Raw genomic sequence first — 24,529 nt, forward strand, 5'->3', positions numbered from 1 at the left:
AAAGACCGGTACGGGCGACGGTTCTCGCAAGAAACACCAAGGATCGAACGCTACCGGTTACGCCCTTAGAACCTTAACGAAAGGCAGGACATTCCACCATCCAGCTTTGCGCAGTCGGTGTTGTCGATCTCTACGACCTCATACCCTTCGCGATCCAACATCTCAGCGGTGCGTGGGAAGCCGGCGGCCATCAGCACCAGATTGTTGAAGCGGATCGCATTGGCGGCAGCTTCCTCTCCGTCCGCAACATGCAGCACCCGGTAGCCCTCAAAACAGCCCGATGCATCCAGCCGTCGGGTCGACAGTATTGTCTCGGCGTCCATCAGCGAACAATCTGTCTTGAAGTGTAGGACGCCCTCGGGCGTGAAAACTTCGCGCAGTTTGTGCCCCCACTCCGAGGTGATTTTCGCCAGCTCGGCGACACCTTCCGCGTCAGTCCGGTCTGACCGGCCCACCAGAATTTCTCGACCGGTAACAAGGATATCTCCACCCTCGACATGGCCGGGTCCCTGAATTTCCAGAACCGTGTCGTAGCAGTCGCGAAGGGTCGGCGCCATTTCAGCCACTTCACCCATCCGCGAAGGTGCGCCGGGCCGCATCAATATCGCACCTTGCGGCAGGCAAAGGGCTGTATCCTCGACAAATTGCGCGTCGGGAAACGCGTTCAGGGGATCCAGTTCGATCACCTCTGCTCCGGTGCTTTTCAGTGCTGCCACATATGCCTTATGCGCCGTTGTCATCCCGTCGAAATCCGGGTTTCCGATATCTTCTGCACGCAACCCGCCTGCAATAGTCGGAGCCGGACGGCGGGTAATGGCGCGGGAAAACTCAAAGGTTGGGTCTGACATGTTTCAATCTTTCTGAGCTGCGAATTTCGGAGCGGTGACTTCGATCATTACCGGCCCGTTCTGGGCGGCAGTTTGGCGCAATGCCTGCGCGACAGCCTGCGGTTCAGCTGGAACCGAAGCGAATGGAATACCGTATGACTTGGCCGTCGCCGAAAAATCAGGAGGCGAGGGATCACATCCTATGACTGTCACGCCCGCATCCTGCATTGACGTGGCAATTTCCTGGTATCCGTGGTTGTTCCAGATCACGAAGGTGATCGGCAGGTCTTCGTCGACCGCGGCCATAATTTCAGGCAGAGAAAACTGCGCGCCCCCATCGCCCGCGATGCATATCACACGTGCCGTGGGATCGGCGACCGAAGCGCCGATGGCAGCGGGGATTCCATAGCCCAGCGCGCCGTACCCGGTTGCCGCGTTAAACCAGCCTCCGGCCCGGTCGTGATCGTAGAAAAGATTGCCGGCATAGATCGGTTGGGTGGAGTCTCCGACCATCAGGGTGTTGGGGACCGCAGAACGCATTGCGTTGAGGATTTCCACCTGTTTGCGATAGTCCGGACCAATTTCCGCCCAGGCGGCGTCACGTGTTTTGCTTGCACGTTCCGCGCCATCGCTTTGCTTTGGCTTGTGCGGCAAGGCGTCAACCAGCGCTGATACAGCCAAGTTGACGTCACCTTGAATGATGAGCGCTGCCTCATGTCGCGTCAGTTGCTCGCCGCACTGATCAACCCGTATCAACCCTGACATTTTAGCAATTTGGCCGGTGGCATACATATCATAGTCGGTTGGGCCCAGCTCGGTTCCCAGTGCAAGGACGCAATCGGCGCTTTCTATCAAGCCGCGTACGGCGTTCAGGCTGGGGCTTGCCGGAACAGTCAGTGGATGCCTGTGCATCAGGCCGCGCGCGTTGACCGTTTGCACCACGGGCGCATCCAGAGCTTCGGCCAGAGCCTGCAATCCAGCCTCGGAACGTTTTGCGCCGCCGCCCGCCAGAATGACAACGTTCTTCGCTTTGGCCAGTTGCTGTGCGGCTTGTGTAATCAAAGCCGGGTCAATCGGAGAGGCTGAGACAAGCGGTTCGACCTGTGTTTCCTGATAATCAGCCGCTGCGATATCCAACGGAACTTCGATATGCACCGGTCCGGGTCGACCGTTGGTGAGGGTGTGGAACACGCAGTCCAAGGCCGGGTCCAGAGCGTTGGTGGCGGAAACGTGTTCGGACAACAACGCAACGGTTCTGGCCAGTCTCAACTGGTCTGGCAACTCATGCAGATGCCCTAAACCCCTGCCAAGCGATGCGGTTTTGTTGACACCAGACACCACCAGCATTGGTATTGAATCCGCGCGGGCCTGCGCCATCGGCGTCAATGTATTGGTTAATCCGGGCCCGGTGATCACAAAGGCCACACCCGGTTTGCCTGACACGCGCGCATAGCCATCGGCCATAAATCCTGCGCCCTGTTCGTGTCTGGGTGTAACGTGACGAATGCCCGAGCCTGCAAGCCCGCGGTAAAGCTCGACCGTATGAACGCCCGGAATTCCGAAGACGCAGGTCACATCCCTTTGGCGAAGCCTGGCAACCAATGCTTCGCCCACGGTCATTTCACTCATGCAACCTCGCGTGATTTTCTGTTGGCGTGATCGATTATGCGAGAGACCGCAGTGGCAAAGTCGGTGTCACTGATCGTCAGGGCGACCCGCACCCAGTCTTTCAAGCTGTCCCCGAAGGCGGAACCCGGCATGACAGCCACCCCGGTCTGCAACAGGTCCCAGGCATAGGCTTCGCCGTCCAACCCGGTGGCGGAGACGTTGATCATGGCGAACATTCCCGCCTGAGGCCGGTGAACGGTCAGATCCGTTTCTGCTTCGAGGCGATCAGCCAAAAGCGTAGCGCGCGCTGAAAAACGGGCGGCCATGCCGGAGGCAACCTCGGACCCGTCACGGATCGCCTTTTCAGTCATATCCGCGATGAAGGGTTGATTGCCAAAGAGCATGGTCTCGGAATAGGGCAGCAGCGTTTCGCAAAACGCGGCTGGCCCGACACACCAGCCACTGCGGAACCCCGGCGCGGCATGTGATTTCGAGATGGATGATACGCCGATGACACGATCCGCCAGTTCCGGGTTTGCCAGTGGCGACACAAATCTGGCCCCGTCAAAGATCAGTTCTTCATAGACCTCGTCCGAGATAATCCACAAGTCATGTGCAATCGCGAGCTGTCCGATCTCGGTTAGCTCCTTGGCCGTCAGGATCGCGCCCGTTGGGTTGTGTGGCGTTGTCAGAAGAATGGCGCGGCTGCGCGGTGTAAGGCGCTCGGCGATATCTTTGGCTTGTATGCGAAACCCGTGTTCCGGGCGCAGCGGTACAGGCACCATTTCCGCCCCGGACGCACGAACGACCCCTTCATAGGTTGCATACATCGGATCACCGACCAGAACTTCGTCACCGGCCTCGGCAACGCCAGCCATGGCTGCGAACAGAGCGGTCTGCGTTCCGGGAAAGCAAAGAAAATTCTCGGGCCCGAAAGCCCGTCCGCGAGAAGCCGAATAGCGGGCGGCAAGCGCGTCAAGCAAGCCAGCTTCGCCATGTCCATTCGAGTACCCGGTTCGCTGGGCCCGTAATGAGGTTACGGTGGCTTCGATCAAGGCGTCCGGGACGGGTACATCCGGTTCTCCAATCGTCATTTCGACGATATCGGCTCCGGCTTTGATAAGGTCGCGCGCTTTCAGATGTACGCCCCATTTGGCGCCGCCCAAACCCGCTAACCGTTCTGTCACAGATGTGGTCTTCATGGTTGCTCTACTTCTTTGATCAATGGGATACCGACGATAGCGCTGACTGAATCCAATCCGATCTGCGCCAATTGACCTTCGGAAAACGCATCTGGAAGCGCACCGCCTTCCAGCCAAAGACCGTCGATAACAGCGTTACAGGCAATGGCCAGTTGCGCCGCTTGCGACGCGGTGACGGGACGCCCGGTTTCTTGCAATGCGGCGACGATCAGCTTTTCAAGGTGATCCCGGAAATAGTTATAGGTTTGCTGGTGGATGCGTTGCATTTTCGGATCCCGCTGCACCTTGTTCAGGAAGCCGGCCCACAAGGCCACAGCGCTTGGATCAACGATTGGCGGTCGCAGCGACGCATCAACGAAGTTGGTCAACTGAGATACTGCGGTGCCTTTCCCTGACGACGCAGCTGTCTGATCGGTTAGTGTATTCATGTGATGTTCGTACGCAGCCTGAACCAGTTCCTCCTTGGATGAGAAATAGTGCCGGATCAGCCCTTGGGTCACGTTCGCGCGGGCCGAGATCTGACGCACAGTGGCACCCCGAACACCCATCTCGGCGATCAGGTCCAAAGTCGCCAGGATCAGCGCCTCGCGCCGAAACTCGGCAGATTCACGTGTAAATTTACGGCTGTCGTCCTGCACGTCCGGGTCATCCATGGTACGGAATTATTATACACTTGCATAATTGCGAGATTCGAGGCTTACTGCAAGCTGAAATCAGAAGATTCTTGGATATGGACACAGCCAAAGCAGCATCACCCGCACGCGAAACAACCACGTCTGAAGAGGCGATAAGGGTTGAGGACCTGCACAAGTCTTTCGGCACGCTGGAGGTTTTGAAAGGTGTCTCGTTGACAGCGAACAAGGGCGATGTCGTTGCCATCATTGGGGGTTCAGGCTCGGGCAAATCCACCATGCTGCGCTGTATCAACTTTCTGGAAACACCAAGCTCGGGAAAGATCACCATCGGCGGTGAGCTGGTTGAAATGCATGCCGACGGCAGCCCCTCGAACCGCCGCCAGATTGAACGTATCCGTACACGGCTTGCGATGGTTTTCCAGCAGTTCAACCTGTGGACACATCGCACACTTTTGGAAAACGTGATCGAGGTACCGGTACATGTCCTTAAGGTACCAAGGGCCGAAGCTGTCGCGCGGGCGCATGACCTGCTGAAAAGGGTGGGGCTTGGTGACAAGGCCGACACCTATCCGGCCTATCTTTCAGGCGGTCAGCAACAGCGCGCCGCCATCGCACGCGCGCTTGCGGTGGATCCTTCGGTGATGCTTTTCGATGAGCCAACTTCAGCGCTTGACCCAGAGCTTGTCGGCGAAGTTCTGACCGTGATCCGGGATCTTGCAGCGGAAGGGCGCACCATGCTGCTTGTGACCCATGAAATGAAATTTGCGCGCGAAGTCGCGAACCACGTCGTCTATCTTTTCGAGGGCCGCATTGAAGAGCAGGGCCCACCTGCCGAGGTCTTCGGAAATCCAAAATCAGAACGATTGAAGCAGTTCCTCAGCTCGGTCGCCTGATCCACTACAAAAAACAACAAAATAAACCTAAAGGGAGTAACAAAATGAACGTCAAAAAACTGCTCGCGTCCGGTCTTGCCGCCGCTGTCCTTTCGGCTGGTGTTGCCAGTGCAGAAGAGGTCAAGATCGGCATCGCGGCCGAGCCTTATCCGCCCTTCGCGTCGCTGGACAGTTCAGGCAACTGGGTCGGTTGGGAGATCGACGTCATCAATGCAGTTTGCGCCGCTGCCGAACTTGACTGTGTTATCACGCCGGTGGCCTGGGACGGTATCATCCCTTCGCTGACGGGGCAGCAGATCGACGCCATCATGGCCTCGATGTCGATCACCGAGGAGCGGTTGAAAACCATTGATTTCAGCGATCCTTACTACAACACACCTGCGGTTATCGTTGCCGATAAATCAATGGATATCGAAGCAACCCCGGAATCGCTGGCGGGTAAAGTCATTGGCATTCAGGCTTCGACGATCCACCAAGCTTATGCGCAGGAATACTTCAAGGATTCCGAACTGCGCGTCTATCAAACTCAGGATGAGGCCAATCAGGACCTGTTTGCCGGTCGGATCGACGCCACACAAGCTGACAGCATTGCGATGGCCGATTTTGTGAATTCGGATGCCGGTGCTTGCTGCGAAATCAAAGGTGCCGTGAAGGACGATCCCGCCATTTTGGGGCGTGGTGTCGGTGCAGGCGTTCGTAAAGGGCAGGATGACCTGCTTGCGGCGTTGAACAAGGGCATCGCGGCAATTCTTGCCGATGGCACGCATGAGAAGATCACGTCGAACTATTTCTCGACCAGCATCTACTAAGCCGTTGCCGTGACCGGATTTCTGGAATCACTTGGTTTGGCGCAGAGCGCAGAGCTTCTGTCGCTCTCGCCGCCGGGGTGGGGGGCCAATCTGCTACGCGGATTGTCCCACTCCTTGCAGATCGCTTTTGGCGCATATGCGCTGGGCCTCGTGATCGGATTGTTCGGAGCGTATGGCAAACTTTACGGCGGGAAGGTCACGCGCGACCTTCTTGCCATTTATACGACCGTGATCCGGGCCGTGCCGGAACTGGTCCTGATCCTGATCCTGTATTACGTGGGATCCGATATTATCAACAAAATATCTGCTGCCATGGGTGGTGGCCGCGTCGAGATCAACGGCGTTGCCGCAGGCATTTGGGTGCTGGGCGTCGTTCAGGGCGCGTATGCGACCGAGATTCTGCGCGGTGCCATTCAGGCGGTTCCGCCCGGTCAGATCGAAGCGGCGAAATCCTACGGGATGCCGGCCTTCATGACCATGCGGCGCGTCACAATCCCCGCCATGATGAGCTTTGCGGTACCTGGTCTGGCCAACTTGTGGCTGATTGCAACCAAAGACACCGCATTGCTGGCCGTTGTCGGCTTTAACGAGCTGACGCTGGAAACGCGCCAGGCGGCCAGCAGCACGCGGGCCTACTTCACCTTTTTCCTGGCGGCGGGCTTCCTTTATCTGATGGTTACGCTGTTTTCGGGTGGGATCTTTGCGCGGATTGAGAAATGGGCCCGTCGCGGCCAACCCGCTCTGAACGGAGGCAGCAGATGATCGACCTCAGATCTCTGATGCAACCTCATCGTATCGTGATGATGCTGATCTTTGCCGGGATCGCGGTTTGGTGCGCGATGACATTGCGGTGGGATTGGATACCCAATTATGCGCCGCTTGCATTGAAGGGTATCTGGACCACGCTTTGGTTGCTGGTTGTCACGATCGTTCTTGGATTTTTACTGGCTGTACCGCTTGGATTAGCGCAGGCCGTTGGGCCATGGTATCTTGCGGCACCCGCAAAGGCGTTTTGTACCATCATTCGCGGCACACCGCTGCTTTTGCAGCTTTGGTTGCTGTATTATGGCCTCGGCTCTCTGTTTCCGCAGTTTCCATGGATACGATCATCTGAACTTTGGCCGTACCTGCGTCAGGCTTGGCCCTATGCGGTGCTGGCGTTGACACTTTCTTATGCGGGTTATGAAGGCGAGGTCATGCGCGGAGCCTTCAAGGGCGTTGCCAAAGGACAGCTGGAGGCGGCCAAGTCGTTTGGTATGCCAAGGCTGACGATGTTTCGCCGCATCTGGTTACCACAGGCAATCCGCAATGTTCTGCCGACTTTGGGCGGTGAAACCATCCTGCAATTAAAGGCAACGCCGCTGGTCGCTACGATAACCGTGGTTGATATCTATGCCGTGTCGTCCCGTGTGCGCGCCGATACGTTTATCGTCTACGAACCGCTTATCCTGTTGGCCGTATTCTACATTCTCGTAGCGGGTGTAATTGCATTGGTGTTCCACTGGCTAGAGGTGAAGGTTCTGGGAACCGGACGCCGCAATGGGCTTGTCGGATAGTTTCGGCCAGTAGTCGAAAGAAACTTGCCCCGCGAATTCCGAGGCGGTTATTCGATGAATTGTTCCTAGCGACCCAGATTGCAGGCTTAAGCATAAAACAGGTGTTTGAAACGGGATCAGGAAAGTTGGTTTCGTTCGCGCCCCGCAAGTTCAACGCGCGTGTGGTACAGCATTTAGGCTAGCTGCACGACAAGAGGGCATGATTACCAGCGTGGCCATAGGTGAGAGGAACCGTCTGTCGCGATTACTGGCCAGCGACACAAATTGAGTGGTGCCAAGACAGCGGTCTCAACATCAATGCAGGTCGGGAATTGCCACTTTGGTTGTCTTACGTTGGTAGAATATTGTGGTTCATCCTGAACAAGTTGGTGGGATCGTATTTTCCTTTGATCTTGGAAAGTTTTTCGCCGTTCACACCATAAGCGCCGGTCATGTGATCGGCTTGGTCTTCAGGCATGAAGTTCACATAGGCACTGCCTGTTGAGTATGGTTTCATCTGTTCGTACAGCTGGCGTGCCCACCCTATGCAGGTGTCATCCTTGTCAGGGTCTTCCCATCGCGTGTGGACATTCATGATGAAGTGCGCAGATCTTTGCGGGTAGGCGGTAGAAGCGGGCTCAACGCGGGCCATCGCGCCACCAACATGAGCAATGAAAACCTCGCAAGCGGGGTCGGGAAGGGTGGAAATCGCGTCCAGCAGGTCCGTGATGGCGGCCGGGGGCAGCGTGTTGAAGTCATGACTTTTCCAATAGTTGCGGACGCCCGGCGACAACAGGGGATCAAAAGCCGCTTGCCAGTCCACGAATCTGTGCGGTGAAATGACATCCACAATCGGCTCACCCAGCGCGCGCAAGGCCGACATCGCTTTTTCACCTTCATCCATCGGGCCGCTATAACACGCTGCGAAAATCAGCACTTCGCGCCCGTGCCACTCTTCCGGCAGGAACGGGAGCGGCGGCGCTTTTCGCATCACGCTCCAGACGGTGAGCTCATCGGGGGACGTGTCCGCAATGGCCACAAATTCGGAAAGCAGTTCTGGTGCCTTTTCGATCGGGTGCACGATCAGGCCGGACAGGATATCGGGCCCAAGATCATGCAACTGGAATTCGAATGAGGTGACGACACCAAAGTTTCCGCCACCACCACGAATGGCCCAGAAAAGTTCCGGGTGGCTCGTGGATGATGCGGTGACAATCGCGCCATCCGCTGTGACGACTTCTGCCGACAGAAGGTTGTCAATTGTCATGCCGAATTTCCGGGTCGTCCAGCCGAAACCGCCGCCCAGGGTCAGCCCGGCGATGCCGGTGGTCGAATTGATGCCTGTGGGGACGACAAGACCATGGGCCTGTGTTTCGCGATCAACGTCTCCAAGCAACGCACCGGGTGCAACGCGGACAGTTTTGCGGGCAGGGTCCACGTGAACCGAACGCATCTGGGACAGGTCCAGCATGACGGCCTTGTCCGCGACGGCGTGCCCTGCAATCTGGTGCCCACCTGATCGAACGGTCATCATGAGGCCTGCTTGTCGGACGAAGTTTATTGCCTTCTGGACGTCGCTCGCCCCCATCGCACGGATCACGAAGGCGGGGAAACGCTCGAACATGCTGTTCCAGGTAATCCTGGCTTCTTCGTATTCCGGGGTTCCCGGCAGGTAGACCCCGCCGCGCAGTGAGGCATCAAGCGCGTCCAAATCGCCTTGATCCACAGTTGCGATATGTCCGTCGAGTGCTTTCAGGTCAAACATGCTTAGGCCTCCCTTGTTTCAGGAAAGGTTTCGCGCACGGCTGCCTCGTGAGTTTGTTATTGCCCTGAGAAGGGGATACTTGGTTGTGGGGGAAAGCTGGTCGTCAGGCAAATATTCCCGGATCGATCCGATCTACCGGCGTGATGACATCGGCAGGAATGTTCAGACGCTCGGCCGCTTTTCGCAGGCTTTCTTCATCCGGGGCTTCGTAAAGGCAGTATGTTTTGCGCTTATCTGCGCTGAGGAAGGAAAAGATCCATTCAATGCCGACTTCGTCGTTGATTTCTTTGATGTGAATTTTGTCGTTGTCGCTGATATTCAGCTGCTCGGCAAAATTCCGTTCAATGATATATCGTGGCATTATGCCCCCCAAGCATTTTCCGGGCCTTAACTGGCTACCCCTTCGAGTTTTGACTTAAGGGAAACCATACTCAATTTCTGTGATATTGCCAACGCTTCCCCTTCCAGTTGAAACGCCAGTTCCAAATCGCTGGGGCGGCCCTGTTGTCTGAGTGCGGATGCATACGCTGCCTTGGAATGCGCAATCCATGGCGGGCAATTCATCCTCGTGTCAATCTCGATGGCTTTCCGGAACATCTTCCCGGCAATTTCCCAGTCTTTCAGCACCGTTGCCAGGTTCCCCAAGCGTCGGGCTGCGGCACCTGTGCAGACTGTGGTTGCCCCTGCGGTGATCGTCAGGTCCTCGTAGGGTTGCAGCATACCGTAAAGCGTCTGGGCATGATCCGGATGCCCGACTGCCACGCAGATGTCGGCAAGATAGGACAGTGTTGTTGAATACATGGCATCTGGCGGCAGGTCGAAGCCGTTTTCCGCCATTTCATTCAGTATTTTTTCGGCTGGTTCCGTGTACCCCAGTTCGGCTGCGATAAGGCCAAAACCCGGCTTCCACGAGATGTCTTCGGGGCTGTCGGTCATCAGTTTCTTGATCACAGGCGCGACCTCGTGCAGGCGGTTCTGCTCGCGGCGGATGGTGAACATCTGAACGCCGAAAACGCCCTCGACATGTTCGCCGTGCGTTTTTCGGCCGATCTTGACCGCTTCGGTGGCGTGCTTTTCAGCCTGAACAAAGTCGCCGTCCATGATTGCAACCATGGCGCGTGCGTGTTTCTGAACCCAATAGAGTTGCAGATGATTGTCCTTTTCGGAAATCGCTGTCAGCAATTCGAGTGAGTTGTCCAACAGGTCGCGGTCGGCCATTTCAGCACCGACAAACAGGTTGAGCGTCCGGTCGCGGCCCTGATCAATGGTGCCAAGCTTTTCTGCGACCCGATGCATGGCATCCAGGTTTTCACGCCAATGGCGCGCCTCTCGCCCGTTGCGCGCGATGAATGGCGCCCCAAAATGCATCATCATTACCGAAAACTGGGATTTATGATCCCCAAGCTTCGCTGCCAGTTCCATGGATTGCTGACCAAAGCGGGTGCCTTCGGAAAACTGGCCGACAAACATATACGCCCGTGCTAGTTGGCTCATCAACCGGCACCGCCTGACTTCGTCATTGTCAGACAGGTCTTTCAGCGCCTTTTCACAAAGGTCAATGGCCTCGTGATGTCGCTTGCTTGTCATCATGCACGAGTCAGCAAAATGATTGGCTGCATCGGCTGACAACTGCACATCGTGGAGTTTCCGTGCAGCGTTAGATGCACTTTTCAGAACCGCCATCGCCTCGGACAACTGACCCTGGCTGTCATGGCTGCGGCCAACCAGGATCATGCCCCTGACCATTTCCGGGCTGGTTTCCGAGTTCAGCCGCTTAGCCGCTTTAAGCGTCTCCTGGGCATTGGTCATCGCTTCCTGGCTGGCTGACCGGGCCAATGCCATTTCAGCCGCAGCTTCCCATTTGTCGAATGCGGCGCGCCAATCTTCTGCTTCTGACAGATGGCGGGCCACCAGTTCCGGGCGGCGTTCGATTTCAGCTGATCGCATCGCGATCAGTGCACGGGCAACGTTTGAATGTTGCTGCCTGCGGGTAGAGCTCAGCATGGATTGATATGCCGTATCGCGGGTAAGGGCATGGCGGAACACAAAATGCCCGCGGTTGTTTCCGCTTTCAAAGATCAGTCCCGTTCGCGACAGTTCTTCGAGGCGAAGATTGATATCCGCGCGTTCCAGCCCCATGGCGGCCCTTAACAAATCTGGTTCAAATTCCCGCCCGATGACTGACCCCGTCAACGCGACCTGTTTGGCCTCAGGCGAAACTGCATCAAGCCGCGCCATCAAGGCACCCTTCAGCGAGGATGGTATGCGGACTTGTCCCTGCTCATCAGCATTCACGATCGCCTGGGTCAATTCTTCGACAAACAGGGGCACACCGTCCGTTTTTTCGATGATTGTCGCGATCAAGGCATCGTCCGGGTCCTTGCCAGTGATATTGCGGACCAGATCCGAGACATCAGCAGAACCGAACCGGCGCAGCAGGAGTGTTTGAACATGCGTGTCCCCGTCATCGCGGGCCAGGTCCCACCCAGGTCTGTGGGTCATCAGGACCATCAGGGGAAGATCGGTACAAATCGCCTTGAACCGCTCCAGCAGGGCTTGCGTCGAGGGATCGATCCAATGTGCATCCTCAACACACAGAATAACCGGGCGTACACCTGCCCGGACCTGCACCGCATGGATCAGGGTTTGGATCGTTATGTCGCGTTGCTCCTGCGGCGACATCTCGAGAACTTCACGAGCCAGCGCGCTGCGCGGCGCAACCAGCGCTGCAAAGACAGGCAGAACCTGTTCCCAGTCCAGACCTTCCCGGCCTTCCAGCAGCTTCCTGACATGTTCCAGAATTTGATTGTCGTCAAAATCCGGTTCAACGCCCGCATCCTGTGAAATTCGCTGGGTGACCGGATGAAAGGGGCTGCTGGTCAGATAGGGCGAGCAGTTCAGCCTTATCACATCGGCCTGTCCGGTCGCTGTAACGTCCGCAAGAAACCCCTCAGTCAGGCGCGATTTTCCAATCCCCGCCTCACCCGACAGCAGAACGACCTCACCATGACCGTTTTGGGCACGTTGCCACGATTGCAACAGGATACCCTTTTCGTAGTCCCGGCCAATCATGGTGCTGCCAGCGTCATCCTTGTACGACGCGCGAAACCGGCTTTCCGCGCTGCGTTCCGATACGACCTTCAACAAGGTCCGAGGGTCTTTGAACCCCTTCAACTGAGTTGATCCAAGGGTCTCGAACTCGAATATCCGGTGCAAGGCGGCTTCGGTTTCTTCTGCAGACAAAACCACCGAGTTTGGCAGGGCGTGTTCCTGTATCCGCGCGGCCAGATTGACCGCCGGCCCGGTCATGGCACCTTCTTCGTACGAGTTTTCGCCGATCGTGTCACCGACCACGACATCGCCGCTGGCAATACCCAGTCTGGCTGATAAACGCTCACCGTCAGGGGTGTTGAGCTCTTCAACCCGACGGACGCACTCAAGCCCCGCCTTTATCGCGCGAATGGCGTGATCTTCGTAGGCTGTTGGCCAGCCGAAAAACACAAGAAGACCGTCGCCAAGATATTTCGCGACATAGCCACCATACCTGCTCACTGCCCCCGCGACGGTATCCTGATAGTTCTGTAGCAGATCCCGCATGTCTTCGGGATCAAATCGGTTGGTCAGCTCCGTCGAGCCGACCAGATCAGCGAACAAGACTGTCAGATGACGCCGCTCAGCCGCAGGTGCGATGGGCTTTTTCGCTGGTGCAGCTTCGCTATGCACATCATCAAGGGCGGATGGCTGAGTTTTCTCGCTGGTTGGCTCCCCTGCGGCTGGCGCTGATGAAGACAGGCACCCAGAGCCAACCAAATCCTGAACCGCCGCAAGGATGATCTTTCGGTGACCAAGGCTTACCCCAAGCTCTTTCAGGTCGTCGCCTGTCAGCAATGGCAAAACCCGCGCATCAATGTCGTTTTCCGCAAAGGCACTTGCGTACTGACCCAATCCGAGGTCGTTCAACCACGTGTCCATTTCAACCAACATATCCGGATCATGCTGAGATACGCGTCACTAATCAAGAAAACGCTATTTTCTCAGCCGGGCGATCAATGCGCAGCGGACGCAGTTTCACGCGCAGCACAGCGAAATGTGCCAGTCACGTAAGACCTTGATACATTGTGGGGAAAGGATGGTGGGTGATGAGAGACTCGAACTCCCGACAAAGTATTATAAAGCAATGGGTTATGTGTCATATTGTAACTGTGTAACCGACTTTAGAATGGCCCAAATTACCAAGCGTAAGCCTAGGCTTCCAACAGTCCATCATTGTGGGTCAGAGCGCGACATCTTATTCCGAGCCCAATCCTATGTGCGTGCGTGTTTCCCGCGCGAAGATCAAACAATCATCCTCGTCCGATCTGGTAATGGTCGATCTTCGAAGGCGGCCTCAGAACTGTTCTGCAAATGGATCCCAAGCCACCGATTTGACATTTAGATATGCCCTAGAATTGCGGCAACGAAAAAAAATTTCACAAAAAGACGCAAGTCGACAGCCGCAGCGCTATAAAGAAATTGCGCGCTAAAAAGATCGCCCAAAAAACCCACTGTTGAAAGGAATCCTATATGGACGCCGCACCCAACCGCCTTGGCGGAACAATAGATGTTGGTAAACTGAACGTTCCCACCATCAACCTCAAAAAGAGCATCTCCGGAGAAAATCACGATTTTATCGACAACGGCACAGTGTTTTTCATGCTGGAGTCGATGGCCAATGAGCTTAGTGGCGGCAAGAATGCACCCGAGCTTGTCAGTTGCCTTCTGGGTATGACCCATGAGTTGATCCAGATTCTTGAACACCATGAGTCAATTCACACATCGACCGCAAACATCGACGGAAAAGGATCGGTCACCGAAGCCCCGTTGGTTCCGCCGAAGATTCCGCCTTTGCCTTCGTTGGCGGTACTGCGCCAGCTTTCTCGTGAAGATCAGGCTCGTTTTCTCGATAAGTGTGCCAGTGATCTTATGCGCGAAATCGAAGGTCTGCGGTTGGGCTACTACAAGGCACCGGATTACCGGCAGGGCTATCGGATGATCGAGCAGGCTCGTCGCCGGTATCGCAAGTTGCGCGACACCGCCATGAAGCTGGGTCACTGGACTGATGGACGCTGGAACGCAGGTTCAGAAGAGACCCACCTCGTCTGATCTGGCACTAGCCACATCCCACCCGACTCAATCAAAGACAAGACCGGGAATTCGCCCTCTAGGTCGGTCCCGGGACAAAGGAGATATGTCGAATGCCCCTGGATGAACATAAACTAAGGCTGAATAAGCTTCATCGCATGTTGAAGCTGATACCTACAAGGTATCGCGCGCGCGAAGCTGAGCTGATGCCGACCAAATGGCCGGAGTATCGTTTTCTGAGCCCTATGGAAGCGACCAAGCGGTTCTACGAGGCCTATATCGAGGCCTATAGGGACTATCTTCGCACCAACATCGACGTCAGGGCAGCCGCCGATATCAAAATCGGCTTCAAATTGAGCTTTCACAAACGGAACGCTCATCTGACCCAGCTCTACATCGCTCGCCAGAAAGCAGACCAGATCGGCCTGCCCTATCCCGCTTACTTGGAATTCGTTTTCAAGTTCGCGGCCGCTCGCCGTTATCGACATCCGCCGCAGCCTAATCAGCTTTGGCCTGGCGAGAAGAAACGCGATGCCTGGTTGACCAAAATAGTGGAGTTCTGGAGTGATGACCGCCATGGCCTCGAATTGAACCGGATGAAGGTCATGCCCCAGTACGCATTTTTTTCCTACCAGGGCCTTCCGGCGCAGCGTCAATTTCGTAAAGAGATGCTCGATTTGGTGAGTCGCGGCGTATATTCAATAGACGGGTTTGTTGCCAAGCACGTGGTCGAGCACCAGTATTTCCGTGCCGTTGATTGTAACTTCCTTGGGGAAAAGGCCGTCGAAAGTGCTGAACGCAAAGCACGAGAAGACGTTGCCAACGGCTTCCTTAGACCCGTTGAGCTCAAGACGCCTACAAGCAAGGAGATCTACCAGAGTTGTTTTGGTGTGCCCGGAGTAGTCATGTTTGACAATCCTATTTGCTCGACATGTACACAGCGTGGAGATTGTGAACTAGCACGCCAGACGGTCATCTCGAAAACCCTTTCAGAAACGGGCTTTGCCGATCCGATTGCCGAGGCCGATAGGCGGGCAAACTGGAGGCGTGTCAATGCATGTCGTACTCGCCAGAGTGCCTCGAGATTAGAGACCAACGCTGCACCGAAGGTGGAGGTTGCCGTGTAATGGCTCCCTTGTGTCAAATATAGTGTAAGAGCAAAGAAGTTAAATAATAGGGGAGCGTTACACCCTCCGGAGATCAAGAAACCCCTCCGGGCATGTAATGCCCCCCTAGTTAAGTACTTTCTCCGGAACATTCCTCCTGAAGTGTAACCCGTAACAAGGGGGGCATTACACCTTCATTTCGATGAACGCAGAGCCGACCATCAATCGTCTGGTTGGTTCGTTCTTAAGACGCCCAAGATACGCTCGGCCAGCCTCGCACGTTGGCCAGAATTCTCAACCCCAAACCTGCAGAAGACCTAACCTCATGAATGCTATCAATTTCACTATGTCCGGCCAACAACTCTCAGCGCTTGACTGCGTTGGCTCCTGGCTGAAGAACGATGCCAAGACAAATAAGATCTTCCGGCTCTTCGGATATGCTGGCACCGGCAAGACGACAATCGCGCGACATCTGGCCAGCGGTTTGAATGGAGGGGTTGTTTACGCGGCCTTCACTGGCAAAGCGGCTATGATGATGCAGCGCAACGGCTGTGAAGGTGCTTCCACCATTCACAGTCTGATCTATAAGGTTGTGCAGGGACCGGCTGATAAATTCAGTTTCCACCTCGATCCGGATAGTGCAGCAGCGGATGCAGACTTGATTGTGCTCGATGAGTGCTCAATGGTTGATGTAAATTTAGCGCGTGACCTAATGTCATTCGGAACTCCTATCCTCGCACTTGGTGATCCTGCCCAGCTGCCGCCGGTGGCCGGCGAGGGCTACTTCACCAACGCCAAGCCTGACGCCATGCTGACCGAAATCCACCGTCAGGCCAAGGACAGCCCGGTCTTACAACTGGCGACAGACATTCGTGAAGGGAAACCGTTGAAATACGGTGCCTATGGGAACAGCCGTGTGGTGCCGGACGGGAGTCTTGAGATCGATGAGATATTGGATGCGGACCAGCTCCTTGCCGGTAGGAACGTCACTCGTTCCCACTACAACGAAGAAATCCGCAGGGCCTTGGGACGCACCAGTGACCTGCCTGAGATTTGCGACCGCCTTGTGTGTCAGCACAATGACCATGGCCTTGGTATCGTCAATGGAGGCATGTTCACAGTCGTCTCAGAACCGAAGAAGTCCCGGTTTTCGGGAACTTTGTCGTTGGAACTAAAATCGTGCGACTTCCCGGATCATGAAAACTACCGCGTACGTGTGCATCCGGAGTATTTTACCGACGACGAAGAGAGATTGGCGGACAAGGAACGAAAAAGTTCTCAGCAGTTTAAGTATGGTTACGCGTTGACAGTTCATAAAGCCCAAGGCAGCCAGTGGGGCCACGTGATTATAGAGGACGAAAGTCACATCTTCGACAAATATGCGAGGAATTGGCTCTATACCGCAGTTACACGGGCTTCTGAATGCGTGACTCTGGTTACACGCCTCTAGGACATTTCCATACTTAAGGCGTCATTGGGCAGGCACTTTCTGCCCAATGAAGATGTTCCTTGATGCTATGTCCATGGGAGCATTGAACCTCAAAGTCTTGTGGGAGCCAGAATGTATCCCCTTCGCTTACAAAGGCTGTTTCTAGGACATCGCCTACACCCGAGGGGCGTATTTTGTTGAAAAACTCTTCCTTGATCGAGGGCTGAACTGCTGATTCAATTCTTCCAATGGGCGGGAGGATTGGCGATGATGGGACCGAGGCAGGAAGCGTAATCGTCGCTGTTCTATGAGTTCTCAATGGATAGGGCTTTGCCGCTGATGCCAGTCTGATCGCCGCTGATGTCCAGAAACAGAACTCCAGCAACCCCAAGGATTGGGAAGAACGCGGTGTCACACCGGAGGATGCGCCACGGGCGGTTCGCGAATATCTCGACACTCTCGATGAGGCGGCTTTCGGAGCTGCGAGCGAGGTGCAGCCCAAGTTCACCTCGCATTCTGACCCTGCGAGCCAATGGACGGCAGCGCGTAAGGGGCCTGCTTTCTTCAGCTATTCTGACAATTATCTGATCGACACCGACCATGGCGTCATCGTTGATGTCGAGGCCACACGGTCCATCCGACAAGCTGAGGTCGGATCAACCAAAACCATGCTGGACCGGGTAGAGGACAAGTTCGATCTGCATCCAGAACGGCTGATCGCCGACACCGCTTACGGCACCGAGCCACTTCTTGGATGGCTGGTCGACCGCAAGATCGCGCCGCACATTCCTGTCTTTGATAAATCCGGGCGCAACGACGGAACCTGGACCCGCGCCGACTTTGAGTGGGACGCAGAAAACGATCAATATGTCTGTCCCGAAGGTCACGCCCTGATGCAGTTCCGCCGTAACTACTCGGATCCGAACAGAGGGCCAACCGGCAAAGGGACGGCTCGTTATCGCGCCTTGAAAGACGTCTGTCAGACCTGCCCGTCGAAAGCCAAGTGCTGCCCGAACGCCGATGCTCGAAAGATTACACGTGAAGAGCACGAAGACGCCCGGCAGGTTGCCCGCGACATTGCCAAGACCCGCCAATACCAGATCTCGATGAAGCTCCGGAAGAAGGTCGAGATGCTTTTCGCCCACCTCAAACGCATCCTCGGGATCGGACGGCTCCGATTACGTGGACCATGTGGCGCAAATGACGAATTCCTCCTCGCCGCCACCGCCCAAAACCTCCGCAAACTGGCCAAGATATTTCCCGCACCGCAGCAAATGCGCAAAGCCTGAATGGAAAGGCACTCGCGCTCTGTTCAAAGCACCACTTTCTGCGTCAGCAACACGTTGTTTTTCAACAGAATGGGCGGAAAGTGTGAATTCGCCGCTCTGCAGCGAGGACTTGCGGAGATCGATAGAAGCGGACCTTCGACGCCACGAACCAGGGTTGGCACTGTTTGGGACATTTTCAGGAAAGCGGTCTTTCGCTGCAGGAGTGAGCCTGTCAGGTTGAATATTCGGAAGAAGACATTCAAGTAGTCTTGAGACCGGATTTCAATCTGCGCGACTGAATGACGCCGGAGCGTTAAAAAAAGATATTGTCAAGAGTTTTCCGGATTGTGATTAAGGTCTCGTGCCCAGCTCTTCATTGTCTGGTCGAGTAGATGTTTGTTTTGTTGAATTTATCGTTTCCTGGCCAATATGTTCGAAAATATGCCACTAACGTTCGCCGCGTCGGTAGGGTGCCATCAACGCCGCTGGGACTTCGGCTCTGCGGGCGACAAGGACCAGCGCAACGATCGAAAGTACATACGGCGCCATAAGGAACAACTGATATGGCACACCCTCAACCGTTGTCTGCAATCGCAGTTGGTAGGCATCGAAGAAAGCGAACAACATCGCGCCAATCAGAGCCTTACCGGGCCGCCAGCCAGCGAAGACTACCAATGCGATGCAAATCCAACCGCGCCCCTGCACCATGCCAGGGAAAAAGCTGTTGAACGCCGTTGTGGTCAGGAAGGCCCCGCCAACCGCCATCAAAGCCGACCCGACAACAACTGCGCCGATACGGATACGGATCGGGTTCAGCCCCTGCGCCTCAACCGCATGAGGGTTCTCCCCGGTCATACGAATGGCCAACCCCAAAGGCGTGCGGGCAAGAACATAGGCCATCACAGCCACCGCAGTGAGCGCCAGATAGGTCGGCAAAGCTTGGTTGAAAAGGATCGGTCCCAAAACGGGAATATCTGACAGGACCGGAAGATCGAGCGGCTTAAAAGCCTCGATCGTAGGAGGCAGATCTCCCACCTCAACAAGTAACCTGTACAGGTAATAGGCTAAAGCGGATGCAAACAGCGTTATGCCCAGCCCTGAGACGTGTTGCGAAAGCCCAAGTGGAACTGTCAGCATGGCATGAAGCAATCCCATCACCGCGCCGCAAAACGCTGCAAAAATGAGGCCTGCAAGCAATGGCGCGCCCATGTAGACGACAAGCCAACCGCTCATCGCCCCCATGGTCATGATCCCCTCGATTCCCAGATTGAGCACGCCCGAACGTTCGCAAAGCAACGCACCAAGAACACCAAATATGAGCGGTGTCGCAATACGCAGCACGGAAGCCCAAAGACTGGTATTCAGCAGCAGATCAATTGCATCACTCATCGGCGCACCCGGTAGGTTGTGAAAAGAAGGGCCACGATCATGGTGAGCAGGCACAGCGCCACGATCACATCGGCAATGAAACTGGGTACACCCGTCGCACGGCTCATGGCGTCGGCCCCGACAAAGACTGTGGCGACGAAAACAGCGGCAGCGACCACTCCGGCCGGATGCAAAGCGGCGAGCATAGCGACGACAATGCCTGCATAACCAAATCCGGGGCTCATAGTGGTGGTGACCCCCGCAGTGACCCCCATGACTTCGACAGACCCGGCAAGCCCTGCCAGCGCTCCCGAAAGCAAGGCAACACCCATGATCGTTTGGGGCAGAGAAATTCCGGCAAAGGCAGCGGCACTGGCATTTAAGCCTGCGGCGCGTGTTTCAGCGCCAAAAACAGTACGCGCAAGGATCAGCCAAACAGCACTTGCCGCTGCGATAGCAAAAAGCAGCCCGATATGGAGACGTGTACGGGGGATCAGATCCGGAAGGCGGTAATCCCCGTCTACGGGCACCGAAGAGGGCCACCCAAAGGCCAGCGGATCGCGCAAAGGGCCCTCAATCATGAGGCCAACAAAAAGGATCACGATGAAGTTGAGCAGCAGGGTTGTCACCACCTCATCCACGCCGAAACGTAAGCGTAAAAAGGCAGGTCCTGCCAAAAGGGCCGCGCCTGCCGCCATGCCCGCCGACATCAAGATCGGAATACCTATCCACCCTGGAACCCCGAGTGAATGACCGATCCAAGCGGTGATTAGCGCCCCAACAAAGAACTGTCCCTCGCCCCCGATGTTCCAAAGCCGCGCTCGGAAGGCGACAGCTGCGGCAAGCCCCGTAAAGATAAGCGGAGTGGCGCGGGTCAACATCTCAGCGATGGAAAGGCGCGAGCCGAATGCGCCATTCACCATTTCGCCATACGCCGTTAGCGGATTTACGTCAGCAGCAGCGATGAGACCTGCGGCCAAAAGCAATGCAGCAAAGATCGCGGCCAGTGGTGCAATGATCGCAAGATGCAGCGGCACATGTGAGCGTCGTTCAAGCCGCATCATCATTTTCCTTCCAGACACCTGCCATCATCAGGCCAAGGCGTTGTGGGTCGGCTTCATCAGCCGATATCGATTCTGACAAGCGACCTTTTACGATGGCCTGTATTCGGTCTGACAGGGCTACAGCTTCTTCCAATTCTTCTGAGATGAGCAGGATTGCGGCACCTTCGGCCCGTGCTCCCAAAAGCTCGGCATGAACTGAAGCAATTGCACCTTCATCAAGACCACGCGTTGGCTGGTTTGCGAGCACGAAACGCGGCCCATTGGTCAGAACCCGGCCAAGGATCAGCTTTTGCATATTGCCGCCGGACAGCAGCCTTGTTCGCGTGTCGGGGCTGGCGCCGCGGATATCAAAACGTTCTATCAGCCCCGCAGTGTAATCCCGGGCGGCGCGTTGTCGAACAAAGCCGCGGTGCGAAAATCTCGGTGTGCGCAAGCGCTCAAGCACTGCGTTTTCCCACAAACTTAATTCGCCCACAACGCCTTCTGCGTGCCGGTCTTCAGGCACCCTGCCTGCGCCCACGCGGATCATGCCGCGCGGGCCCAGATGGCTGATATCTTCGTTCAAGAGTGTTAACTGACCCGCACTTGGGTGTGCCAATCCTGATAGCAGCGCACCGAGGGAGGACTGACCATTGCCTGAAACGCCGACGATACCAAGGATTTCACCGGCATGGACAGCGAAAGACACATCATCCAGCCGCAAATCACCGTCTTCTTCCACGCTCACGTCCTTTGCGATCAGGACTGGCGCTCCAATCTCATGGTCTTGACGTACGGGACGCTCAACCTTGCGGCCAACCATCAGTTCCGCCAACTCTTCTGGTGTGGTTTCGGGTGTTTTGCGTTCTGCGACCATCCTGCCGCCACGAAGCACCGCCACACGGTCAGAGGCTGCCATGACCTCATGCAGCTTGTGGCTGATGAAAATAAGCGAGAGGCCCTCTTTTGTCATATCACGCAGCGTTTCGAACAGGCGCATCGCCTCGGGCCGGGCCAGAACGGCAGTCGGTTCATCCAAAATCAAAATACGTGCGTCGCGATAGAGTGCTTTCAGAATCTCGACCCGTTGACGTTCACCAACGGAAAGCGTCCGAACCTTGGCCTCTGGATTTACAGGCAGGCCGAACCGCTTTGAGATCTGCAACAGTTTCTTGCGCGCCTCGCCACGAGCAGAACGCGTGCGCGTCAGCGGTTCGGAACCCAGCATTACGTTTTCAAGAACCGTGAGGTTGCCCGCAAGCGTGAAGTGCTGGTGTACCATTCCCACACCCACTTCGATTGCTGCGCGTGGCAGACCCGGGGGCAGTTCTTTGCCAAACACCCTGACAGAGCCTTTATCGGCTGCGTAGTGGCCGAACAGAATATTCATCAGTGTCGTCTTACCCGCACCATTTTCGCCCAACAGAGCAAGAATTTCCCCGTCTTCTAGTGTGAGGGTCACATCGTCATTTGCGGTAAGCGTTCCGAAACGCTTGGTAATGCCGTTTAGTTCCAGAACCTTGGTCATGCGGGCAGGCCTGCGATTGGGTGCGGAAAAGTGATTGCGGGCGCGCGGGCTTCGACAAGTGCGCCAAGTTTCAGCAGCGCAAAATCCGAGCCGGGGGGACCAATCAGTTGAACGCCGAGTGGAAGATCATTTGCCATGCCAAAAGGCAGCGCCAAAGCTGGCAAGCCCGCTACATTTGCTAGCGCGGCGTTCGGGGCAAAAGCCTCGAGCCGCGCCATGTGATCGTTTGGGGAGGAGCCGGACAGATCCAAAGTGCCTACATCGGGCGGCGCAGACGATAGGATCGGCATCAGGACAGCATCGGCAGACTTGAAAAGCTTGCGAGATCGATTTGTCACACGTGCGAGTTGTCGTGAGGCCGCAAAAAGCGCTGTGGCCGACGTCGCACGGCCCTCGGCAGCCATGGCTGCGGCAAGTGGTGGAAGCTCATCATCAGTTATCTTGAGCGCAGTCAGCCACTCGGCCATGGAAACAGCTAGTATGGTTCGAGCGATTGCGTGAGCCTCATCCCCCAATTGGTCGGGGGCACGAATATCGCACACCTCACAGCCTGCATCGCGCAGCGCGTCGGCAACATTTTTCGCGGCCTTGCACTGGTCGGCACCGCACCGCTCCGGCAATGCCAATGCGACGCGGGGGCGTTCTGGCAGATTTACCGGGGCCATGGGCTGGGCTACCGCGTCAAATGCGGTCTTCACATCGCGGACCGACCGCGAAAGGACCAACTCAGACGCTATGCCCATCAGGTGATTGGCAAAATCAGGGCCTCCGGGCACCGCGCCACGAGAAGGCTTAAGCCCGGTCAAGCCGCAACATGCGGCGGGAACCCTGATGGACCCGGCTGCATCCGTGGCATGAGCAATTGCAACAATACCAGCTGCAACCGCGGCTGCGGCACCGCCGGATGAACCACCGGGTGTCAGTGCGGGGTTCCATGGATTACGGGTCACAGCCATGCCATCGGGTTCGCATGTTAGTGAAAGGCCAAACGGCGGTGTTGCGGTCAATCCGAAAGGGATCAGGCCTGTTCGGCGAAGACGGTGCAGCAGGTGGCTGTCACTTTCGGGTCTATGAAATCGCGCACGGATTGCCGCAGATCCTGCCGCCGCCGGCAGCCCTTTTGCGAAACCACCGAGGTCTTTCACCAAAAAGGGAACCCCATGAAATGGCCCGCGCTGGTCTGGTGGCAAAGCGTCTGCAACCTTTGCCCCATCGCGGGCCATATCTTCGTCCAGATATACCACGGCCCCCAAATCTGCCCGTGCGTGGCAGGCGGCAAGACTTGATTCCATCAGTTGGCAGGCAGAGATCTGCCCTGCCGTGATGGCAGCTGCAAGAGTCGTGGCATCGGTCACGTCAAAACCCTCTGGATCAGGAGGGCTCGCTTTCATCAATCGGAACGTCCCATTCACCGGATTGAATCGCGGCCTGTTTGGCCTCCATCCCCGGGATGGCGTCGGCGGGCACTTCATCGGCGACATAGATCAACTCATTGCCGCCGTGGGCCATAAAGGAATATTCCGTGTAGTTACGACCTGTTGGATTACCGGCCTGAACATCCGCCACGATGGCCTCGATTGTGGGACCGTAATTCCAGATTGCATTGGCAAAAACCGTGCCCGGGTATCGCGGAGTATAATCGATAAGCGAACCGATCGCCTTCACACCTCGCGCTTGGGCCGCATCCGCAGTGCCAATGCGCTCACCAAACAGAATGTCTGCACCCGCATCAATCTGGGCAATCGCAGCCTCTTGCGCGCGGGCCGGATCGAACCATGCACCGATAAAGCCGTTGACGAAGGTGGCGTCTGGGTTCACTTCGCTTACGCCCATGCGGAAAGCATTGATCAAAAGGTTCACCTCGGGGATCGGATAACCCCCGACCGAACCAAAGACATTGCTTTCGGACATTTGACCCGCGAGCATACCAGCCAGATAGGCTGCCTCGTGGTTGCGTGTGCCAAAGACACCGAAATTGTCACCTTCTGGCCCACCGGAAGACCCCATCAGAAACGCGGTGTCGGGGTAGTCACCCGCCACTTCGCGTGCTTCACGCTCCACAGCGTAAGATTCACCCCAGATGATTTGCGCACCTCCCTCGGCATACTCGCGCATCGCGCGGGGATAGTCGGTCGGCGCTACTCCTTCTGAAAACTCATACTCTATCAGGCCAGCGTCGGCGGCTTCCTGCATCGCCAGGTGAATGCGGCTGTTCCACGCATTTTCAACCGGAGACATGTGCACTCCGGCGACGCGGATCGCAGATTGCGCATTCACGCGATGGATATATGCCGGCAGGGCCAGCGTGGCCGCAGCGCCGACCATCAGTTGACGGCGGGTTGTGGTGAGTTTCATCGGTAGATCCTCTTCTGTTGGTGGCAATTCTTCTTGT

General features: G+C 56.2%; 19 protein-coding genes and 1 pseudogene. 8 read left to right on the plus strand and 12 right to left on the minus strand.

All coding sequences use genetic code 11. From position 1 onward, the window contains the following. Window positions 1-65: 65 nt before the first annotated feature. The 4 genes from AC2FLO_RS20365 to AC2FLO_RS20380 are packed head-to-tail and all read right to left on the minus strand — an operon-like array spanning window position 66 to window position 4,290. Window positions 66-848 carry a dimethylarginine dimethylaminohydrolase family protein gene (locus AC2FLO_RS20365; RefSeq protein ID WP_480483315.1) on the minus strand — a complete coding sequence of 261 codons (783 nt, stop codon included), beginning with the start codon at window positions 846-848 and terminating at the stop codon, window positions 66-68. Between the two features lie 3 nt (window positions 849-851). Next, entirely contained in the window at window positions 852-2,456 is a 1,605-nt protein-coding gene (locus AC2FLO_RS20370; RefSeq protein WP_496752336.1) for a 5-guanidino-2-oxopentanoate decarboxylase, read from the minus strand. Further along, on the minus strand, window positions 2,453-3,637 hold the full coding sequence (locus tag AC2FLO_RS20375; RefSeq protein ID WP_496752337.1) for a pyridoxal phosphate-dependent aminotransferase: 1,185 nt from the start codon (window positions 3,635-3,637) through the stop codon (window positions 2,453-2,455). The genes AC2FLO_RS20370 and AC2FLO_RS20375 overlap by 4 nt, the downstream gene beginning before the upstream one ends. Then, the gene (locus AC2FLO_RS20380) at window positions 3,634-4,290 is read right to left on the minus strand and encodes a TetR/AcrR family transcriptional regulator (protein ID WP_496752338.1); all 657 of its coding nucleotides are present in this window, start codon (window positions 4,288-4,290) and stop codon (window positions 3,634-3,636) included. Before AC2FLO_RS20380 ends, AC2FLO_RS20375 begins: the two co-directional genes overlap by 4 nt. Window positions 4,291-4,367: 77 nt before the next feature. Between AC2FLO_RS20380 and AC2FLO_RS20385 the strand changes: the two genes are divergently transcribed. Genes AC2FLO_RS20385 through AC2FLO_RS20400 form a run of 4 tightly spaced genes read left to right on the plus strand, consistent with a single transcriptional unit; the run spans window position 4,368 to window position 7,530 of the window. After that, the gene (locus AC2FLO_RS20385) at window positions 4,368-5,165 is read left to right on the plus strand and encodes an ABC transporter ATP-binding protein (protein WP_480558930.1); all 798 of its coding nucleotides are present in this window, start codon (window positions 4,368-4,370) and stop codon (window positions 5,163-5,165) included. Window positions 5,166-5,209: 44 nt separating this feature from the next. Continuing rightward, window positions 5,210-5,974, plus strand: a complete 765-nt coding sequence (locus AC2FLO_RS20390; protein ID WP_480475308.1) for a transporter substrate-binding domain-containing protein — start codon at window positions 5,210-5,212, stop codon at window positions 5,972-5,974. 9 nt (window positions 5,975-5,983) lie between these two features. Next, window positions 5,984-6,736: an ABC transporter permease gene (locus AC2FLO_RS20395; RefSeq protein ID WP_480475310.1), complete on the plus strand. Its 753-nt coding sequence runs from the start codon at window positions 5,984-5,986 to the stop codon at window positions 6,734-6,736. Further along, window positions 6,733-7,530, plus strand: coding sequence for an ABC transporter permease (locus tag AC2FLO_RS20400; RefSeq protein ID WP_496752339.1), 798 nt, complete (start codon window positions 6,733-6,735; stop codon window positions 7,528-7,530). Before AC2FLO_RS20395 ends, AC2FLO_RS20400 begins: the two co-directional genes overlap by 4 nt. Window positions 7,531-7,858: 328 nt before the next feature. Here the strand turns inward: AC2FLO_RS20400 and AC2FLO_RS20405 are convergent, their stop codons facing one another. The 3 genes from AC2FLO_RS20405 to AC2FLO_RS20415 form a co-directional block, all read right to left on the minus strand. After that, entirely contained in the window at window positions 7,859-9,274 is a 1,416-nt protein-coding gene (locus tag AC2FLO_RS20405; RefSeq protein WP_496752341.1) for an FAD-binding oxidoreductase, read from the minus strand. Window positions 9,275-9,377: 103 nt separating this feature from the next. Further along, window positions 9,378-9,635 carry a DUF4242 domain-containing protein gene (locus tag AC2FLO_RS20410; protein ID WP_209504668.1) on the minus strand — a complete coding sequence of 86 codons (258 nt, stop codon included), beginning with the start codon at window positions 9,633-9,635 and terminating at the stop codon, window positions 9,378-9,380. A gap of 26 nt (window positions 9,636-9,661) precedes the next feature. After that, window positions 9,662-13,258, minus strand: coding sequence for an adenylate/guanylate cyclase domain-containing protein (locus AC2FLO_RS20415; protein ID WP_496752343.1), 3,597 nt, complete (start codon window positions 13,256-13,258; stop codon window positions 9,662-9,664). Window positions 13,259-13,837: 579 nt separating this feature from the next. On the opposite strand from AC2FLO_RS20415, the gene AC2FLO_RS20420 reads away from it, so the two are divergent. The 4 genes and pseudogenes from AC2FLO_RS20420 to AC2FLO_RS20435 form a co-directional block, all read left to right on the plus strand. Continuing rightward, on the plus strand, window positions 13,838-14,416 hold the full coding sequence (locus tag AC2FLO_RS20420; protein ID WP_496752345.1) for a hypothetical protein: 579 nt from the start codon (window positions 13,838-13,840) through the stop codon (window positions 14,414-14,416). Window positions 14,417-14,508: 92 nt separating this feature from the next. Next, window positions 14,509-15,522, plus strand: a complete 1,014-nt coding sequence (locus tag AC2FLO_RS20425; RefSeq protein ID WP_496752346.1) for a hypothetical protein — start codon at window positions 14,509-14,511, stop codon at window positions 15,520-15,522. A gap of 304 nt (window positions 15,523-15,826) precedes the next feature. Continuing rightward, the gene (locus tag AC2FLO_RS20430; protein WP_496752347.1) at window positions 15,827-16,951 is read left to right on the plus strand and encodes an ATP-dependent DNA helicase; all 1,125 of its coding nucleotides are present in this window, start codon (window positions 15,827-15,829) and stop codon (window positions 16,949-16,951) included. A gap of 311 nt (window positions 16,952-17,262) precedes the next feature. Beyond that, window positions 17,263-18,219: pseudogene (locus tag AC2FLO_RS20435) on the plus strand (transposase); the annotation flags it as partial. 426 nt (window positions 18,220-18,645) lie between these two features. Here AC2FLO_RS20435 and AC2FLO_RS20440 read toward each other — a convergent pair. The 5 genes from AC2FLO_RS20440 to AC2FLO_RS20460 are packed head-to-tail and all read right to left on the minus strand — an operon-like array spanning window position 18,646 to window position 24,492. After that, on the minus strand, window positions 18,646-19,587 hold the full coding sequence (locus AC2FLO_RS20440; protein ID WP_496752349.1) for an ABC transporter permease: 942 nt from the start codon (window positions 19,585-19,587) through the stop codon (window positions 18,646-18,648). Beyond that, entirely contained in the window at window positions 19,584-20,627 is a 1,044-nt protein-coding gene (locus AC2FLO_RS20445) for an ABC transporter permease (protein WP_496752351.1), read from the minus strand. Before AC2FLO_RS20445 ends, AC2FLO_RS20440 begins: the two co-directional genes overlap by 4 nt. After that, window positions 20,617-22,137 (minus strand): ABC transporter ATP-binding protein, encoded by a 1,521-nt coding sequence (locus AC2FLO_RS20450; RefSeq protein WP_496752353.1) that lies wholly within the window; start codon window positions 22,135-22,137, stop codon window positions 20,617-20,619. Before AC2FLO_RS20450 ends, AC2FLO_RS20445 begins: the two co-directional genes overlap by 11 nt. Continuing rightward, window positions 22,134-23,528 carry an amidase gene (locus tag AC2FLO_RS20455; protein ID WP_496803997.1) on the minus strand — a complete coding sequence of 465 codons (1,395 nt, stop codon included), beginning with the start codon at window positions 23,526-23,528 and terminating at the stop codon, window positions 22,134-22,136. Before AC2FLO_RS20455 ends, AC2FLO_RS20450 begins: the two co-directional genes overlap by 4 nt. After that, window positions 23,509-24,492 (minus strand): BMP family protein, encoded by a 984-nt coding sequence (locus AC2FLO_RS20460; protein ID WP_496752358.1) that lies wholly within the window; start codon window positions 24,490-24,492, stop codon window positions 23,509-23,511. Before AC2FLO_RS20460 ends, AC2FLO_RS20455 begins: the two co-directional genes overlap by 20 nt. Window positions 24,493-24,529: the final 37 nt, after the last annotated feature.

The sequence above is a fragment of the Ruegeria sp. TASC047 genome (assembly GCF_059612445.1).

Excerpts from the sequence above, each read along its gene's own strand:
- AC2FLO_RS20420 (WP_496752345.1), top strand. The coding sequence starts at position 13,838 with ATGGACGCCGCACCCAACCGCCTTGGCGGAACAATAGATGTTGGTAAA.
- AC2FLO_RS20440 (WP_496752349.1), bottom strand. The coding sequence starts at position 19,587 with ATGAGTGATGCAATTGATCTGCTGCTGAATACCAGTCTTTGGGCTTCC.
- AC2FLO_RS20430 (WP_496752347.1), top strand. The coding sequence starts at position 15,827 with ATGAATGCTATCAATTTCACTATGTCCGGCCAACAACTCTCAGCGCTT.
- AC2FLO_RS20370 (WP_496752336.1), bottom strand. The coding sequence starts at position 2,456 with ATGAGTGAAATGACCGTGGGCGAAGCATTGGTTGCCAGGCTTCGCCAA.
- AC2FLO_RS20415 (WP_496752343.1), bottom strand. The coding sequence starts at position 13,258 with ATGTTGGTTGAAATGGACACGTGGTTGAACGACCTCGGATTGGGTCAG.
- AC2FLO_RS20380 (WP_496752338.1), bottom strand. The coding sequence starts at position 4,290 with ATGGATGACCCGGACGTGCAGGACGACAGCCGTAAATTTACACGTGAA.
- AC2FLO_RS20365 (WP_480483315.1), bottom strand. The coding sequence starts at position 848 with ATGTCAGACCCAACCTTTGAGTTTTCCCGCGCCATTACCCGCCGTCCG.
- AC2FLO_RS20390 (WP_480475308.1), top strand. The coding sequence starts at position 5,210 with ATGAACGTCAAAAAACTGCTCGCGTCCGGTCTTGCCGCCGCTGTCCTT.
- AC2FLO_RS20460 (WP_496752358.1), bottom strand. The coding sequence starts at position 24,492 with ATGAAACTCACCACAACCCGCCGTCAACTGATGGTCGGCGCTGCGGCC.
- AC2FLO_RS20425 (WP_496752346.1), top strand. The coding sequence starts at position 14,509 with ATGCCCCTGGATGAACATAAACTAAGGCTGAATAAGCTTCATCGCATG.
- AC2FLO_RS20400 (WP_496752339.1), top strand. The coding sequence starts at position 6,733 with ATGATCGACCTCAGATCTCTGATGCAACCTCATCGTATCGTGATGATG.
- AC2FLO_RS20445 (WP_496752351.1), bottom strand. The coding sequence starts at position 20,627 with ATGCGGCTTGAACGACGCTCACATGTGCCGCTGCATCTTGCGATCATT.
- AC2FLO_RS20375 (WP_496752337.1), bottom strand. The coding sequence starts at position 3,637 with ATGAAGACCACATCTGTGACAGAACGGTTAGCGGGTTTGGGCGGCGCC.
- AC2FLO_RS20385 (WP_480558930.1), top strand. The coding sequence starts at position 4,368 with ATGGACACAGCCAAAGCAGCATCACCCGCACGCGAAACAACCACGTCT.
- AC2FLO_RS20450 (WP_496752353.1), bottom strand. The coding sequence starts at position 22,137 with ATGACCAAGGTTCTGGAACTAAACGGCATTACCAAGCGTTTCGGAACG.
- AC2FLO_RS20405 (WP_496752341.1), bottom strand. The coding sequence starts at position 9,274 with ATGTTTGACCTGAAAGCACTCGACGGACATATCGCAACTGTGGATCAA.
- AC2FLO_RS20410 (WP_209504668.1), bottom strand. The coding sequence starts at position 9,635 with ATGCCACGATATATCATTGAACGGAATTTTGCCGAGCAGCTGAATATC.
- AC2FLO_RS20455 (WP_496803997.1), bottom strand. The coding sequence starts at position 23,528 with ATGAAAGCGAGCCCTCCTGATCCAGAGGGTTTTGACGTGACCGATGCC.